The sequence below is a fragment of the Pelagihabitans pacificus genome (assembly GCF_009371985.2).
GTDB classification, from domain to species: domain Bacteria; phylum Bacteroidota; class Bacteroidia; order Flavobacteriales; family Flavobacteriaceae; genus Pelagihabitans; species Pelagihabitans pacificus.
In genome coordinates, this window is record NZ_VIKU02000012.1 from 1 (window position 1) to 16,918 (window position 16,918).

11 protein-coding genes, 3 tRNA genes and 1 pseudogene are annotated in these 16,918 nt (G+C 44.2%); 1 reads left to right on the forward strand and 14 read right to left on the reverse strand.

From position 1 onward, the window contains the following. Positions 1–1,102: pseudogene (locus FK220_RS19765) on the reverse strand (hypothetical protein); the annotation flags it as partial. A 436-nt stretch (positions 1,103–1,538) separates the two neighbouring features. Here FK220_RS19765 and FK220_RS19770 point away from each other — a divergent pair. Next, complete coding sequence (locus FK220_RS19770; RefSeq protein WP_152576097.1) at positions 1,539–3,128, forward strand: peptide chain release factor 3; 1,590 nt, start codon at positions 1,539–1,541, stop codon at positions 3,126–3,128. A 93-nt stretch (positions 3,129–3,221) separates the two neighbouring features. On the opposite strand, the gene FK220_RS19775 is transcribed toward FK220_RS19770, so the two are convergent. From FK220_RS19775 to FK220_RS19835, 13 genes are all read right to left on the reverse strand, one after another. Further along, positions 3,222–3,533, reverse strand: a complete 312-nt coding sequence (locus FK220_RS19775; RefSeq protein ID WP_152576098.1) for a DUF3467 domain-containing protein — start codon at positions 3,531–3,533, stop codon at positions 3,222–3,224. 64 nt (positions 3,534–3,597) lie between these two features. Next, on the reverse strand, positions 3,598–7,896 hold the full coding sequence (gene rpoC, locus FK220_RS19780) for a DNA-directed RNA polymerase subunit beta' (RefSeq protein ID WP_152576099.1): 4,299 nt from the start codon (positions 7,894–7,896) through the stop codon (positions 3,598–3,600). Between the two features lie 34 nt (positions 7,897–7,930). Next, entirely contained in the window at positions 7,931–11,740 is a 3,810-nt protein-coding gene (gene rpoB / locus FK220_RS19785; protein ID WP_152576100.1) for a DNA-directed RNA polymerase subunit beta, read from the reverse strand. Between the two features lie 135 nt (positions 11,741–11,875). Continuing rightward, on the reverse strand, positions 11,876–12,259 hold the full coding sequence (gene rplL / locus FK220_RS19790) for a 50S ribosomal protein L7/L12 (protein WP_152576101.1): 384 nt from the start codon (positions 12,257–12,259) through the stop codon (positions 11,876–11,878). Positions 12,260–12,308: 49 nt separating this feature from the next. Further along, positions 12,309–12,824 carry a 50S ribosomal protein L10 gene (gene rplJ / locus FK220_RS19795; RefSeq protein ID WP_152576102.1) on the reverse strand — a complete coding sequence of 172 codons (516 nt, stop codon included), beginning with the start codon at positions 12,822–12,824 and terminating at the stop codon, positions 12,309–12,311. 26 nt (positions 12,825–12,850) lie between these two features. Next, complete coding sequence (gene rplA / locus FK220_RS19800; protein WP_152576103.1) at positions 12,851–13,540, reverse strand: 50S ribosomal protein L1; 690 nt, start codon at positions 13,538–13,540, stop codon at positions 12,851–12,853. Positions 13,541–13,559: 19 nt separating this feature from the next. Beyond that, positions 13,560–13,997, reverse strand: a complete 438-nt coding sequence (gene rplK / locus FK220_RS19805; RefSeq protein WP_152576104.1) for a 50S ribosomal protein L11 — start codon at positions 13,995–13,997, stop codon at positions 13,560–13,562. Positions 13,998–14,064: 67 nt separating this feature from the next. Continuing rightward, positions 14,065–14,616, reverse strand: a complete 552-nt coding sequence (nusG, locus tag FK220_RS19810; RefSeq protein ID WP_152576105.1) for a transcription termination/antitermination protein NusG — start codon at positions 14,614–14,616, stop codon at positions 14,065–14,067. 10 nt (positions 14,617–14,626) lie between these two features. Next, the gene (gene secE, locus FK220_RS19815) at positions 14,627–14,815 is read right to left on the reverse strand and encodes a preprotein translocase subunit SecE (RefSeq protein WP_152576106.1); all 189 of its coding nucleotides are present in this window, start codon (positions 14,813–14,815) and stop codon (positions 14,627–14,629) included. 201 nt (positions 14,816–15,016) lie between these two features. Further along, a tRNA-Trp gene (locus FK220_RS19820) sits at positions 15,017–15,089 on the reverse strand. A gap of 69 nt (positions 15,090–15,158) precedes the next feature. Then, on the reverse strand, positions 15,159–16,346 hold the full coding sequence (gene tuf, locus FK220_RS19825) for an elongation factor Tu (RefSeq protein ID WP_152576107.1): 1,188 nt from the start codon (positions 16,344–16,346) through the stop codon (positions 15,159–15,161). 55 nt (positions 16,347–16,401) lie between these two features. Beyond that, positions 16,402–16,473 (reverse strand) — tRNA-Thr (locus FK220_RS19830). Between the two features lie 245 nt (positions 16,474–16,718). Continuing rightward, a tRNA-Gly gene (locus FK220_RS19835) sits at positions 16,719–16,791 on the reverse strand. Positions 16,792–16,918 lie beyond the last annotated feature (127 nt).

A 16,918-nucleotide genomic window follows, 5' to 3' on the forward strand; every position in this document is an offset into this window, starting at 1 on the left:
AGTTCAGGCCGTCGTTCGAGGCATAGGTCGCCGCGTCGTCGTCGTTCGGCGCGATATAGCCGGCGGTGGTCTGCGCCTCCACGTTGTCAGGGATGCCGTCGTTGTCGGAATCGATGTCCCTAAAATCGGGTTTGGTGTCCCCATCCGAATTCATGGGGTCTATGATACTCGCATAGGCATCATCCAAACCATTTCGATTTCCGTCTACACCAGATGGGGCGACATATTCCCCAGTCGACTGTGATTCAATATTATCCAAAATACCATCATTGTCGGTATCGATGTCGAGAAAATCCGGTATGCTATCACCATCGGTGTCAATGGGATTCAATCCGTCTTCGTAAGAATCATCAATTCCATTTTGATCACTGTCTCCGCTTGGTGGAACATATCCTTCCGAGGTCTGGGCCTCCACCTTGTCTTTAATACCATCGTCGTCGGAATCAAAATCCCTAAAATCAGGGTATGGGTCACTGTCAGAATTAATAGGAATAATACCAAAGCCAAAACTGCCTTCGTAGGCATCATCCAAACCATTACCATTGGCATCTACTCCGGATGGCGCAACATATCCCAAATAGGGTTGTGATTCTACATTGTCCCTGATACCATCTACATCAGAATCCGGATCAACATAATCGGCCAAGGCAGCTCCATCCGAATTTATAGGAACAATACCAAAACCGTAAGATCCTTCGTAGACGTCATCCAAACCATTGCCATTGGCATCTACTCCTGAGGGAGCCACATAATCACTCGTTCTTTGACCCTCATAATTATCCAGTATCCCGTCGTTGTCGGAATCAATATCCAAGTAATCGGCTATGCCATCCCCATCTGTGTCGGTAGGATTCGTACTAGGATTATTATCACCGTCAGTATTCGCATCTTCTACCCTGTCCAAAATTCCATCATCGTCCTGATCCAAATCCAACCCGTCGTACTCAATCAAAATATCCAATTTGTCGGATATCAGTTTGGGATTGGCATGGACCCAATTGCCTTCAACCATTGAAAAACCCACAAAGACGGCTATAGATAGATAGAGCGTGATGAAATCTTTTGTCCCGCTCTTTTTAAAGAAAGATGTGATAAGTTCCATAAGTGTTAGTAATTTAATACCTGCCATTTGGCAGGCGGGTTTACCAATCACCACGGCCAGTAAGCTTTTCTTGAACAGCGTAAGAAGTTGGGACTACTTTTGTTAAAGAACTCGCAAGATAAAGTTAAAATTTTGAACCTCAAATTGTTTCGAAAGCCCAAATTATGAAATGTCTTTTAACGTACGGTTTATTCGTTTAACTGCATTTTTTGTTGACTTTTTCTTGGAATAATTACGTAGCACTTTAACAAAAAGACCATTTCGGTCTTCATATACCGATGTTTTTGGACCTTAAATCGATGGGTGCCGATTATCCATTAAGACATATGATTGTCAAAAAACCAATGCTTTGAAAGCCTCTAAAACCATACAATTATTCACTCTATTTCGACAAGGGAAAACTATTATTTAGTCTATTTTTGTGCAAATTTTTAGCATGACTTTTAAGGACCAAATAAAAAGAAGGCGCACTTTTGGCATTATTTCCCATCCCGATGCTGGAAAAACAACGCTTACGGAAAAATTACTGCTATTCGGGGGTGCCATTCAGGAGGCGGGTGCTGTCAAGAATAATAAAATCAAAAAAACAGCTACCAGCGATTTTATGGAGATAGAGCGGCAACGTGGTATTTCGGTGGCGACCTCGGTACTTGCTTTTTTATATAAGGATAAGAAAATCAATATTTTAGATACCCCAGGCCACAAGGACTTTGCGGAGGATACGTTTAGAACCTTGACTGCTGTTGACAGTGTAATCGTAGTTATTGATGTGGCAAAAGGTGTAGAGGAACAGACCGAAAAACTAGTTGAAGTCTGTAGAATGCGAAGCATTCCCATGATCGTCTTTATCAACAAGCTTGATCGGGAAGGCAAGGATGCCTTTGACCTACTTGATGAAGTAGAGCAAAAGTTAGGGCTTTCCGTTACTCCTTTAAGCTTTCCTATCGGTATGGGCTATGATTTTAAGGGAATCTATAACATATATGAAAAGAACATCAATCTCTTCAGTGGAGATAGTAAGAAAAATATTGAGGAAACAATCGCTTTTGACGACTTGGATAGTCCCGAATTGGAAACAATTATTGGGAAAAGCGCTGCGGAAACGTTAAGGGAAAACTTGGAACTGGTACAGGGGGTATATCCAGAATTTGACCGAGACTCCTATCTAAAAGGTAAACTGCAACCTGTTTTTTTTGGATCGGCCCTTAACAATTTTGGTGTCAGGGAACTATTGGATTGTTTCATTGAAATCGCCCCACCACCCGAGTCGAAAATGGCAGAGGAGCGTTTAGTAAGAGCTGAAGAAAAAGCACTTACCGGCTTCGTGTTCAAAATACATGCCAACATGGATCCCAAACATCGGGATCGACTTGCTTTTGTGAAAATTGTATCAGGAACCTTCGAACGTAATAAACCCTATTTGCATGTGCGACATGATAAAAAATTGAAATTTTCAAGTCCCAATGCGTTTTTTGCCGAGAAGAAGGAAATCGTGGACATTTCCTATCCAGGAGATATCGTAGGATTGCACGATACGGGTAATTTTAAGATAGGTGACACCCTTACAGAAGGGGAGAAATTACATTACAAAGGAATCCCGAGTTTCTCTCCGGAACATTTTCGCTATATCAACAATGCGGACCCGATGAAGGCCAAACAGCTTTATAAGGGAATCGACCAATTGATGGATGAAGGCGTCGCACAGCTATTCACTTTGGAAATGAACGGAAGAAAGATTATCGGTACGGTAGGTGCCTTACAGTTCGAAGTAATACAGTACCGCTTGGAACATGAATATGGCGCCAAATGCTCCTATGAAAACTTTCCGGTGTACAAAGCTTGTTGGGTAGACCCTGATGACCCCAAAAACGAAGAATTCAAGGAGTTCAAGAGAGTCAAACAAAAATTCCTGGCAAAGGATAAGGGAGGACAACTGGTCTTTTTGGCCGATTCCCAATTCTCCTTACAAATGACACAGCAGAAGTACCCCACAGTGAAATTGCACTTTACCTCGGAGTTTGACTAGAAGCAGCCAGGTATTGCATAACCCTTCATGAATAAAAAAGGTGGGCAATAATTCTTTTTAAGTAATTAGGTTGTAAGAATAAAAGACGGCTTTTTAAGCCTCTCCGGTCGGTCCAAAATTCAAGGGAATGGGTGGCTGCTCATAGTCTTTAATGGCTCCATGTGCCTTTTCAAAGCGGTTAACGTTATCGTTCAACGCTTTTAGGAATTTTTTTGCGTGTTGCGGTGTTAACACAATCCTACTTTTGACCTTTGCCTTGGGTGCACCTGGCATCATGCTGATAAAGTCTACTACAAACTCCGAAACCGAATGGTTGATAATTGCCAAATTTGAATAGATTCCCTCGGCCGTTTTTTCATCCAACTCTATGTTTATCTGTTTTTGTTTTTGTTCTTTTTCACTCATAAGTTCATGACTGGAATTAAAAAAACCCCTAACATCGGTAGTCAGGGGTTTTTATAGCTTCTATTTAGAATTTCAAGGCTTCTTTTCGAGCCATGATCTCGTCATACTCTTCCTTCGAGCCCACGATGATGTTTTCGTAGTCGCGCATACCCGTCCCCGCCGGGATTCTGTGACCCACGATTACATTTTCCTTCAAGCCTTCCAAGGTATCCACCTTACCGCTTACCGCGGCTTCGTTCAATACTTTGGTAGTCTCTTGGAACGATGCGGCCGAGATGAACGACTTGGTCTGCAACGAAGCTCTGGTAATACCTTGCAAAATCGGTGTTGCAGTTGCCGCAACAGCATCCCTTGCCGTGGCCACGGCTTTGTCCGCACGTTTCAAAATCGAATTTTCGTCTCTCAACTCCCTTGCGGTAATAATCATTCCCGCTTTGAGGTTTTCAGATTCACCGGCATCCATCACCACTTTCTTTCCAAAAATCTCATCGTTCTCATTGATAAAGTCATCTTTATGAACCAATTGATTTTCAAGAAAGATGGTGTCTCCCGGATCTTCGATACGTACCTTTCGCATCATCTGACGTACTACCACCTCAAAGTGCTTGTCGTTGATTTTCACCCCTTGTAAACGATACACTTCCTGCACCTCGTTTACCAAATACTGCTGAACTGCAGATGGACCCTTAATGGCAAGAATATCCTCCGGGGTTACGGAACCGTCGGATAATGGCATTCCAGCCCGTACATAATCATTTTCCTGAACTAAAATCTGGTTGGAGAGTTTCACCAAATATTTCTTGATCTCTCCCAACTTTGATTCTATGATTATCTCACGGTTACCCCTTTTGATTTTGCCAAAAGAGACCACTCCATCAATCTCGGATACTACTGCCGGGTTCGATGGGTTACGGGCTTCGAATAATTCGGTAACCCTTGGAAGACCCCCTGTAATATCACCTGCTTTTGCAGACTTACGAGGTATCTTGACCAAAATCTTACCTTCCTTGATCTTATCACCATCATCGACCATGATGTGGGATCCAACCGGTAGGTTGTAAGAACGTAATACTTCGTCCTTAGTATTCATAATCAACAAGGTAGGAATCAATTTTTTATTCCTGGACTCGGAAATAACCTTCTCCTGGAATCCTGTCTGCTCGTCGATTTCCACCTGATAGGTTACCCCTTGCTCAATATTCTCATAGGCAATCTTGCCGGGGAATTCGGAAACTATAACACCATTGTAGGGATCCCATGAACAGATAGTAGTTCCTTTTTCGACCTTGGCCCCGTTTTTGATAAACAACTGAGACCCATATGGTATGTTATTGGTGCTTAATGTAATGCCTGTTTTGGAATCTACAATCTTAACCTCCGAGGTTCTGGAAATCACAATATCCGCTACATTCCCATCGGCATCTTCCCCCTTAACGGTTCTCAAGTCCTCTATTTCAGCGATACCGGTGAACTTTGCCTCCAACTTGCTCTCTTCAGAGATGTTTCCTGCAATACCACCTACATGGAATGTACGGAGGGTAAGCTGTGTTCCCGGTTCCCCGATGGACTGAGCCGCAACGACACCAACCGCTTCACCACGTTGAACCATTTTGTTGGTTGCGAGATTTCTACCATAACACTTGGCACAAATTCCTTTTGGTGCTTCACAGGTCAAGGCGGAACGTACCTCTATCCTTTCAATCGGGGAAGCTTCTATCTTTTTGACATCAGATTCCATGATTTCTTGACCTGCGGTCAATAAGAGCTCTTCTGTCAACGGATTGTAAACATCGTGCAAGGAAACCCTTCCCAGAATACGTTCACCAAGTGATTCGACAATCTCCTCGTTTTTCTTCAAAGGTTCCACTTCTACCCCTCTCAAGGTTTCACAATCGTCGATATTGATGATGACATCTTGGGAAACATCTACCAAACGGCGGGTCAAATAACCAGCATCCGCTGTTTTCAAGGCAGTATCCGCAAGTCCCTTACGGGCACCGTGGGTGGAGATGAAGTATTCCAAAATCGATAGCCCTTCCTTAAAGTTGGAAAGAATCGGGTTTTCGATAATTTCACCGCCTCCCGCAGTAGATTTTTTTGGCTTGGCCATCAATCCACGCATACCGGTCAACTGACGAATCTGCTCTTTAGAACCCCTCGCACCGGAATCCAACATCATATATACCGAGTTGAACCCTTGTTGGTCTTCGCGAATACGCTTCATGGCCAATTCGGTCAACATGGCATTGGTCGAAGTCCATACGTCGATTACCTGATTGTAACGCTCGTTATTGGTAATCAGACCCATGTTATAGTTTGCCATAATACCGTCGACCTGTTCGTTGGCATCGGCAATCATCTCATGTTTCTCCTGTGGAATAATAATATCTCCCAAACTGAAGGACAACCCACCCTTAAAGGCGAATTCGTACCCCATGGTCTTGATCTTATCCAAGAACTCGGCCGTGGTCGGCACATCGGTGACCGCTAGAATGTTACCGATAATATCTCGTAACGATTTTTTGTTCAGTACTTCGTTCACGTACCCCGCCTGCTCCGGTACCACTTGGTTGAACAGTACCCTTCCGACAGTTGTCGGGATGATTTGGTTCACCAACTCTCCTTCTTCATTAAAATCCTTCGCACGTACCTTGATTCCCGCATTCAGGTCGAGCCTACCCTCATTAAAGGCGATGACTACTTCTTCGTACGAATAAAAAGTGAGTCCTTCCCCTTTCACCGGTACTTCGTCGGTCGACTTACGCTCTTTGGTCATATAGTACAGCCCCAAGACCATATCCTGAGAAGGTACCGTAATGGGTGATCCGTTCGCGGGGTTCAATATATTGTGGGAGGCCAGCATAAGCAATTGTGCCTCCAAAATCGCCTCGGGGCCCAACGGCAAGTGAACCGCCATCTGGTCCCCATCAAAATCCGCATTAAAGGCCGTACAGACCAACGGGTGAAGACGAATCGCCTTCCCTTCGATTAGTTTCGGTTGAAATGCCTGTATTCCCAAACGGTGTAGCGTGGGGGCCCTATTCAACAACACAGGGTGCCCTTTCAAGACATTTTCAAGGATATCCCATACCACCGGTTCTTTTTTATCGATAATCTTCTTCGCAGACTTCACGGTTTTAACAATACCGCGCTCAATAAGCTTTCGGATTACGAAAGGTTTGTAAAGTTCGGCGGCCATATCTTTTGGAAGACCACATTCGAAGAGGCTCATTTCGGGCCCTACGACGATGACCGACCGAGCGGAATAATCCACACGTTTTCCTAATAGATTTTGACGAAAACGGCCCTGTTTTCCCTTGAGGGAATCTGAAAGCGATTTTAATGGCCTGTTCGATTCCGTTTTTACGGCAGATGCCTTACGGGTGTTATCGAATAAAGAATCTACCGCCTCCTGAAGCATCCGTTTCTCATTTCGAAGAATCACCTCGGGAGCCTTGATTTCGACCAATCGCTTTAAACGGTTATTACGGATAATAACCCTTCTGTACAAATCGTTCAAATCGGAGGTGGCGAAACGGCCTCCATCCAATGGTACCAAGGGGCGCAGTTCGGGCGGTATGACAGGAATCACTTTCATGATCATCCACTCCGGTCTATTCTCCCTATTATCTTGGGATTCCCTCAATGCCTCTACTACTTGAAGCCTTTTCAACGCCTCCGTCTTACGCTGTTTCGAGGTCTCGGTATTAGCCTTATGCCTTAACTCGTAGGAAAGCTGTTTCAAATCAATTCTACCTAAGAGGTCGATAAGACATTCAGCACCCATCTTGGCGATGAACTTGTTCGGGTCGCTATCTTCCAGATATTGATTTTCGGGCGGAATCGATTCCAGAATATTAAGGTATTCCTCTTCTGTAAGGAAGTCCATTTTATTGATTTCCTCGCCATCGATTCCTTTTGCGACTCCCGGTTGGATAACCACGTAGCGCTCATAGTAGATAATCATATCCAATTTCTTGGATGGTAACCCTAGTAGATATCCTATTTTGTTAGGTAAGGAACGGAAGTACCAGATATGGGCCACAGGAACCACGAGGTTAATATGCCCTACCCTATCCCTTCTTACTTTTTTCTCAGTCACCTCCACGCCACAACGGTCACAAACAATGCCTCGATAACGAATACGCTTGTATTTTCCACAGGCACACTCGTAATCCTTTACGGGACCAAATATGCGCTCACAGAAAAGTCCGTCACGTTCTGGTTTGTGGGTTCTATAATTAATGGTCTCAGGTTTTAAGACTTCCCCTCTTGACTCGGCCAAAATAGCTTCAGGCGATGCCAATCCGATTGAAATCTTGTTAAACCTTTTTTGTGGTGTATTATCGTTTATTCTAGCCATAATGTATGGTGCTCTATATTATAATGTGTAACTACTATTCTTCCAATCTGATATCCAAGCCCAAACCTTTAAGTTCGTGCATCAGTACGTTGAAAGATTCTGGTAAACCAGGCTCTGGCATCGTTTCTCCTTTTACGATGGATTCGTAGGTTTTTGCCCTTCCGACCACGTCGTCGGATTTGACCGTTAGTATTTCACGTAAGGTCGAGGAAGCACCATATGCTTCGAGTGCCCAAACTTCCATTTCACCGAAACGCTGGCCTCCAAATTGCGCCTTTCCACCCAAAGGTTGTTGTGTAATCAACGAGTAAGGTCCTATTGAACGGGCGTGCATCTTGTCATCTACCATATGACCTAATTTCAACATGTAGATTACCCCAACCGTTGCAGCCTGATCAAAACGCTCTCCGGTACCACCGTCGTACAGATAGGTATGGCCAAATCTGGGTATTCCTGCCTCATCGGTAAAAGTGTTGATCTCTTCCAAGGTCGCACCGTCGAAAATAGGTGTCGCATACTTTTTACCCAGCTTAAGACCGGCCCACCCAAGAACCGTTTCATAAATCTGCCCTATATTCATACGTGATGGTACGCCTAAGGGGTTCAATACGATATCTACGGGAGTACCGTCTTCCAGGAAAGGCATATCTTCCTGACGTACAATACGAGAAACAATACCTTTGTTTCCATGACGACCCGCCATCTTATCACCGACTTTTAGCTTTCGCTTTTTGGCGATATACACTTTTGCCAATTTCATGATTCCCGCCGGCAACTCGTCACCCACGGAAATTGTAAACTTATCCCTTCTCAGGTTTCCTTGAAGGTCGTTCAACTTTATCTTATAGTTGTGGAGTAAATCGGCAACGGAGGCATTGGTATCCTTGTCAGTCGTCCAGCTACCACCAACCAAGTGTGCAAAGTCGTCAACGGCATTCAACATCTTCATGGTGTACTTCTTACCTTTCGGAAGTACCTCTTCACCCAAATCGTTTAGAACCCCTTGAGAGGTTTTCCCGTTGATCAAAGCGAATAGTTTTTCCACCAAAACATCCTTGAGTTCCTCAAACTTCACCTCGTACTCCAATTCAAGACGGTTGATGGCGTCTTTGTCTTCCGAACGCTTACGCTTATCCTTAATAGACCTTGAGAACAACTTTTTATCGATAACCACACCGTTCAGAGATGGAGGTGCCTTCAAAGAGGCATCCTTGACATCCCCTGCCTTATCGCCGAAGATGGCTCGCAGCAATTTTTCTTCCGGTGTTGGGTCTGATTCCCCTTTTGGGGTGATCTTACCAATTAAAATATCCCCAGGTTTCACTTCCGCACCGATACGGATCATTCCGTGCTCGTCCAAATCTTTGGTAGCTTCCTCTGAAACGTTCGGGATATCATGGGTCAATTCCTCCGCTCCCAATTTCGTATCCCTGACTTCCAAGGAGTACTCATCTACGTGGATAGAAGTGAAAATATCTTCCCGTACCACTTTTTCAGAGATGACGATCGCATCCTCGAAATTGTATCCTTTCCATGGCATGAAAGCCACTGTCAAGTTCCTACCTAGAGCCAATTCCCCTTTTTCGGTCGCATAGCCTTCACACAGCACCTGTCCTTTCTTCACCTTATCGCCTTTTTTGACAATTGGTTTTAGGTTGATACTGGTGCCTTGATTCGTTTTTCTGAACTTTACTAACTGATATGTTTTCGAATCCTCATCGAAACTGACCATTCTTTCGGCATCCGTACGATTATACTTAATAGTAATCTTCTGTGCGTCTACATACTCGATAGTACCGTCCCCTTCCGCATTGATAAGTACCCTGGAATCGGAGGCTACCTGACGCTCCAAGCCGGTTCCGACAATCGGCGATTGGGGTTTCAATAAGGGTACTGCCTGACGCATCATATTCGATCCCATCAACGCACGGTTCGCGTCGTCATGCTCCAAGAAAGGAATCAAGGATGCCGAAATCGATGCGATCTGGTTTGGCGCCACATCGGTATAATTTATTTCCTTTGGATCAACTACCGGGAAATCTCCTTCTTCCCTCGCAATTACCTTATCATTTTCAATAGCACCGTTATCTTTCAAAGGGATGTTTGCCTGGGCGATTTTCATGCCTTCTTCCTCTTCAGCGCTCAAGTACATGTATTCCTTGGTGTTTACCTTCCCGTCCTCTACTTTGCGGTAGGGGGTTTCCAGAAAGCCCATTGGATTTACCTTGGCGAAAACCGACAGCGAAGAAATCAGGCCAATATTCGGACCTTCCGGGGTCTCAATCGGACATAACCTACCGTAATGGGTATAGTGTACGTCACGAACCTCAAATCCCGCACGCTCTCTGGAGAGGCCTCCTGGTCCTAAAGCCGATAATCTTCTTTTGTGGGTAATCTCGGCCAACGGATTCGTCTGATCCATGAACTGGGACAGCTGGTTGGTACCGAAGAAAGAATTGATGACCGAGGACAGCGTCTTCGCATTGATCAAATCGATCGGGGTAAATACTTCGTTATCACGAACGTTCATTCGCTCACGAATGGTTCTCGCCATACGGGCCAAACCAACACCGAATTGGGAAGATAATTGCTCTCCTACCGTACGTACACGACGGTTCGAAAGGTGATCGATGTCATCAATTTCCGCTTTGGAATTGATTAATTCGATTAAATATTTGATGATGGTAATGATATCTTCCTTTGTCAAGACTTGCTTGTCCATTCCGATATCCAATCCTAATTTCTTATTCATTCGATAACGACCGACCTCACCAAGATTGTAACGCTGGTCGGAAAAGAACAGTTTATCAATGATGCCCCTTGCCGTTTCCTCATCGGGCGGCTCGGCATTACGCAATTGCCGGTAGATGTGTTCTACGGCTTCTTTTTCAGAGTTCGTAGGGTCTTTTTGCAAGGTATTGTGAATAATGGCGTAATCGCTCTGCGCATTATTTTCCTTGTGCAAAAGGATGGTTTTGACATCGGCCTCCATAATCTCGGCAATATGCTCTTTTTCCAAAATCGTATCACGATCCAATACGATTTCGTTTCTTTCTATGGAAACCACCTCTCCTGTATCTTCATCTACAAAGTCTTCATGCCAGGTATTTAGGACACGAGCTGCCAACTTCCGGCCCAATACTTTCTTCAAGCCTGCATTGGAAACCTTCACCTCTTCAGAAAGGTCGAAAATTTCCAAAATATCCTTATCGCGCTCAAAGCCGATGGCTCGGAATAGCGTAGTTACAGGTAATTTTTTCTTTCTATCGATATATGCGTACATAACGCCGTTGATATCGGTAGCAAATTCAATCCATGAACCTTTGAACGGGATAACCCTTGCAGAATACAACTTGGTCCCGTTGGCATGGAACGACTGTCCGAAGAATACTCCCGGGGAACGGTGCAACTGTGAGACGACCACCCTTTCTGCCCCATTAATCACAAAAGTGCCGCTAGGGGTCATGTACGGAATGGTACCCAAATACACATCCTGCACGATGGTTTCGAAGTCTTCGTGCTCCTCATCGGTACAATACAATTTCAACCTTGCCTTTAAGGGTACGCTATAGGTAAGTCCACGTTCTATACATTCTTGGATAGAATAACGTGGGGGGTCTATAAAATAATCGAGAAACTCCAGTACAAACTGATTTCTAGTATCAGTTATAGGGAAGTTTTCCATAAAGGTGTTGTACAATCCTTCATTGCCCCTTTCGTCAGATTTCGTCTCTAGTTGGAAAAAGTCTTGAAACGATTTGATCTGAATGTCTAAGAAATCTGGATATTCCGGAGTATTCTTAGCGGATGCAAAATTTATTCTTTCAGTCTGTTGTGTTAACATCTATGGACAAAATTTTGATCGTGAATATTAATGGGTCGTATATACCTTCGATATACCGTTTGTATAAAATGGTTTAGGTCTAGCCCCACCGAAAGGCGGGGAAAGACCTAAAACAAAGTGCTATTGCCGTTGCTTTTATTTAAGCTCAACTTCTGCTCCTGCTTCTTCCAAGGATTTCTTGATACCTTCCGCTTCATCTTTGGAAACACCTTCCTTAACAGCCTTTGGCGCGCTATCAACTATGTCCTTGGCATCTTTCAAACCAAGACCAGTCAATTCCTTTACCAATTTAACTACTGCCAATTTAGAACCTCCCGGTGCTTTAAGAATTACATCAAATTCTGATTTTTCCTCAGCGGCTTCACCACCTTCGGCACCACCACCGCCACCAGCGGCTACGGCCACTGCTGCTGCTGCAGGCTCGATACCATACTCTTCCTTAAGGATGTCGGCCAACTCGTTTACCTCTTTTACGGTCAAGTTTACCAACTGTTCTGCGAAATCTTTTAAATCTGCCATTTTTCTATCGTTTAATAAATTTTAATATATACTAGTTTTTAGTGCGTACTTATTTCTCTGACAACGTTTTAAGGATACCGGCCAATTTACCGCCTCCGGACTTCAAGCCCGAAATCACGTTCTTAGCAGGTGATTGCAACAACCCGATGATCTCACCGATCATTTCTTCTTTCGACTTGATGCTCACCAAGGTATCTAGGTTCTCGTCGCCTATATAAACTGCTTCCTCTACGAAAGCGCCCTTTAACAAAGGCTTATCGGACTTTTTCCTAAAATTCTTGATCAACTTTGCAGGTGCATTACCTACCTCTGCGAACATTAAGGACGTGTTTCCCTTCAGAACCTCGGGCAATTCGCCAAATTCTTTTTCGGAAGCCTCCATCGCTTTTGCGAGCAAGGTGTTTTTTACGACCGACAGTTTAACGTTCGCCTTGAAGCACGCCCTCCGCAAATCGGAGGTTGTACCGGCATCCAAACCCGAAATATCCGCCAAATAAATGGTAGCATTTTCGGCCAACTGCGCAGTTAAATCTTGTATAACGTTTGCTTTTTCTTCTCTTGTCATAATATCAATTTTAAACTACCAGTCGGTTATACCGTCTTTGGATCTAATTGGACACTTGGACTCATGGTGCTAGACATGAAGACACTTTTCATATACACCCCTTTAGCTGCGGCCGGCTTCATCTTCATCAAGGTATCCAAAAGCTCACGGGCATTGCCGGCTATCTTATCGGGAGAGAATGAAACCTTCCCAATAGCAGCATGAACAATACCGGTTTTGTCTACCTTAAAATCAATTTTACCTGCTTTCACCTCGGATACGGCCTTCCCGATATCCATGGTCACGGTTCCCGTTTTCGGATTAGGCATCAATCCCCTCGGCCCCAACACTCGGCCCAAGGGTCCTAATTTTCCCATAACGCTTGGCATGGTGATAATAACATCTACATCTGTCCAGCCAGCTTTGATTTTATCCAAATATTCTTGAAGTCCAACATAATCAGCCCCTGCTTCGGTAGCCTCCGCTTCTTTGTCCGGGGTTACCAGTGCCAGTACTTTTACATCTTTACCGGTACCATGAGGCAGGGTTACCACCCCACGAACCATTTGATTGGCTTTTCTCGGATCGACCCCTAAACGAACCGCAATATCGATGGAAGCATCGAAGTTTGCATTCGTTATTTCTTTTACCAAAGCGGAAGCCTCATCTACCGAATAGAGCTTATCTTTCTCTATTTTGGCACGAGCCTCTTTTTGCTTTTTGCTTAGTTTTGCCATTTAAATTGCTTTTAAGATTTTAAAAAGGTCTTTTACCCGCTACTTTTAACCCCATAGACCTTGCCGTTCCGGCCACCATGCTCATCGCAGACTCTACGGTGAAGGCATTAAGGTCTACCATCTTATCTTCGGCTATGGTCTTGATTTGGTCCCAGGTAACGTTCCCATTTTTGACTCGGTTTGGTTCGCCAGATCCTTTTTTAATCTTAGCTGCTTCCATCAATTGCACTGCCGCCGGGGGTGTTTTTACGACAAAATCAAACGATTTGTCTTTGTAGACGGTGATAACAACTGGCAATACTTTGCCCGGTTTATCCTGTGTTCTAGCATTAAACTGCTTACAGAATTCCATGATGTTAACGCCGGCAGCACCTAAGGCGGGTCCAACCGGTGGCGATGGATTCGCTGCACCTCCCCTAACTTGTAGTTTAACTACTTTACCTACTTCTTTTGCCATTGTTTAAATTTAAATTGAAGTTGTATTTAATTGGAAGCAACACAACTTTGTATATGTAACACTTGCATTATATTTTTTCTACCTGCATATAGCTCAATTCCAACGGTGTTTTTCTTCCAAAGATTTTCACCATCACCTCAAGCTTTCTTTTTTCTTCATTGATTTTTTCAACCGTTCCGTTAAAACCATTGAACGGTCCATCGATTACTTTGACCGTTTCCCCAAATACGAAAGGGATGGCAACACTGTCGGTATTGATGGCCAATTCATCTACCTTCCCTAGCATCCTGTTGACTTCCGCTTTTCTTAAAGGCACGGGATCACCACCTTTGGTTTCCCCGAGGAAACCTATGACATTGGTAATTGAACGAATAATATGGATCATTTCACCTGCCAAATTGGCCTTAATCATTATATATCCAGGAAAATACACCCTTTCCTTGTTTATTTTCTTTCCATTACGTATCTGTACTACTTTCTCGGTAGGTACAAGCACTTCTTCTAGATAATCAGCGAAACCATGACGTTCCACTTCACTCTCGATGTAGCCTTTTATCTTGTTTTCCTGGCCGCTTACCGCCCTTACCACGTACCATTTTTTTTCCAATACTTCTGACATAGGGTTCGGCTTAGTTTAAAAGATTGTTGAAATATAATTTTATCACCTTACTAAATACGGTATCCACTCCCCAGGTTGCCAGAGCAAAGAGGATGGAAAAAATGGCAACAACGACCATCAAGTTCGACGACTCGGCCCTTGAGGGTAATGAGACGTTGTTCTTTAGTTCTTCAATCGATTCCTTGATGTAGGTTAACATTGCTATTTGTATTTTAGTTCACTAAACATCCGGTTAGCCAGAGGTTTGTACAAGAATGCCGGTCATCCACTTCACCCAAAAAGCTTCCGCAAGAATTCAACATTTCATTAATCGGAACGGGAAGGGCTATTTACTTCAGCTACAACGCTCGGGATATACCTAAACTTGAAACTCACCCCACCGTCTTTTTAATTTACTCTGCACGGGAGGAGAGACTCGAACTCCCGACACCTGGTTTTGGAGACCAGTGCTCTACCAACTGAGCTACACCCGTTTCTATTTACATCGAAAGGTATCCCGACGCAAAGCCGGGACACCTTAAATGCACTATCAAATTAGATTCTTAGTCTAAAATTTTGGTCACCTGACCTGCACCAACGGTTCTACCACCCTCACGGATAGCGAAACGAAGCCCCTCGCTCAATGCGATTGGAGATAGCAAATCTACAGTAATCGTTAGGTTATCACCCGGCATTACCATTTCCACCCCGCTTGGAAGGTTGATTGTTCCGGTAACATCAGTAGTCCTAACATAGAACTGAGGACGGTAGTTATTGTGGAAAGGAGTATGACGACCACCCTCTTCTTTCTTAAGGATATATACCTCTGCTTCGAACTTGGCGTGTGGCTTTACGGAACCTGGCTTACAAATCACCATTCCCCTTTTGATATCCGATTTCTCAATACCCCTTAGAAGGATACCTACATTGTCACCGGCTTCACCACGATCCAAAATCTTACGGAACATTTCAACACCGGTGATGGTAGATGTCAATTTCTCAGCACCCATACCGATAATCTCAACCGGGTCACCTGTATTGGCAACACCTGTCTCTATACGCCCGGTGGCAACGGTACCACGACCAGTAATCGTAAATACATCTTCTACCGGCATCAAGAAATCCTTATCCACGTCCCTTGCAGGAAGCTCAATCCAGCTATCAACGGCATCCATCAATTCCATCACGGTATCGACCCATTTTTGCTCACCATTTAGGGCACCCAGTGCCGAACCAGAAATTACAGGACCGTTGTCTCCATCATATTCGTAGAAAGAAAGCAATTCCCTTACTTCCATTTCAACCAATTCCAACAGTTCCTCATCATCGACCATGTCGACTTTGTTCAAGAAAACAACGATTCTTGGAATACCTACCTGACGACCTAAAAGAATGTGCTCACGAGTTTGTGGCATAGGACCATCAGTGGCCGCAACCACCAGGATAGCACCGTCCATTTGAGCGGCACCTGTAACCATATTCTTCACGTAATCCGCGTGACCTGGACAGTCGACGTGCGCATAGTGACGGTTGGCCGTTTGATATTCAACGTGGGAAGTGTTGATTGTTATACCTCTTTCCTTTTCCTCAGGAGCGTTATCGATAGAATCGAAACTTCTCATTTCAGAAAGTCCTGCGTTCGCCAAAACGGTTGTAATAGCGGCAGTCAAAGTTGTTTTGCCGTGATCTACGTGTCCAATGGTACCAATATTTAAGTGTGGTTTGGAACGATCAAAAGTTTCCTTTGCCATTTTTAATAAATTTTAATCTTAGTTTATATTAGTGTACAAAATTATGTTCTAATTGAGCCAACGATGAGATTTGAACTCATGACCTCTTCCTTACCAAGGAAACGCTCTACCCCTGAGCTACGCCGGCTTTTTAAAAGGTTCAAAGTCCAAAGCCTGCCCTTCGGCAGACAGGTTTAAAGTTCAAGATAAACACCTTGACCGTTAACTCGTGTCGTTTTAACGAAAGGCAATACATTGACTGAAACCGCTTTTCATTTCAAGGGGGCAACTGGGTTTCCATTGACTTCGCTCAGGACCAGCTTCCCACCCAGCCTCAAAACTTTCAATGAGCTTTTATATTCATTGATGTCCGAATCCTATTTCAAGACTTAGAGCGGGAGACCGGGTTCGAACCGGCGACATTCAGCTTGGAAGGCTGACGCTCTACCAACTGAGCTACTCCCGCAAATAAAGAAAAAATGTGGGGAGAGCAGTCCCGACGCTTCGGGAGAACCTGCGAACAATCCCGTGACGAAATAATTCGATCCCAACACTTTCTTTTACTAAAAAATGTGGGGAGAGCAGTCCCGACG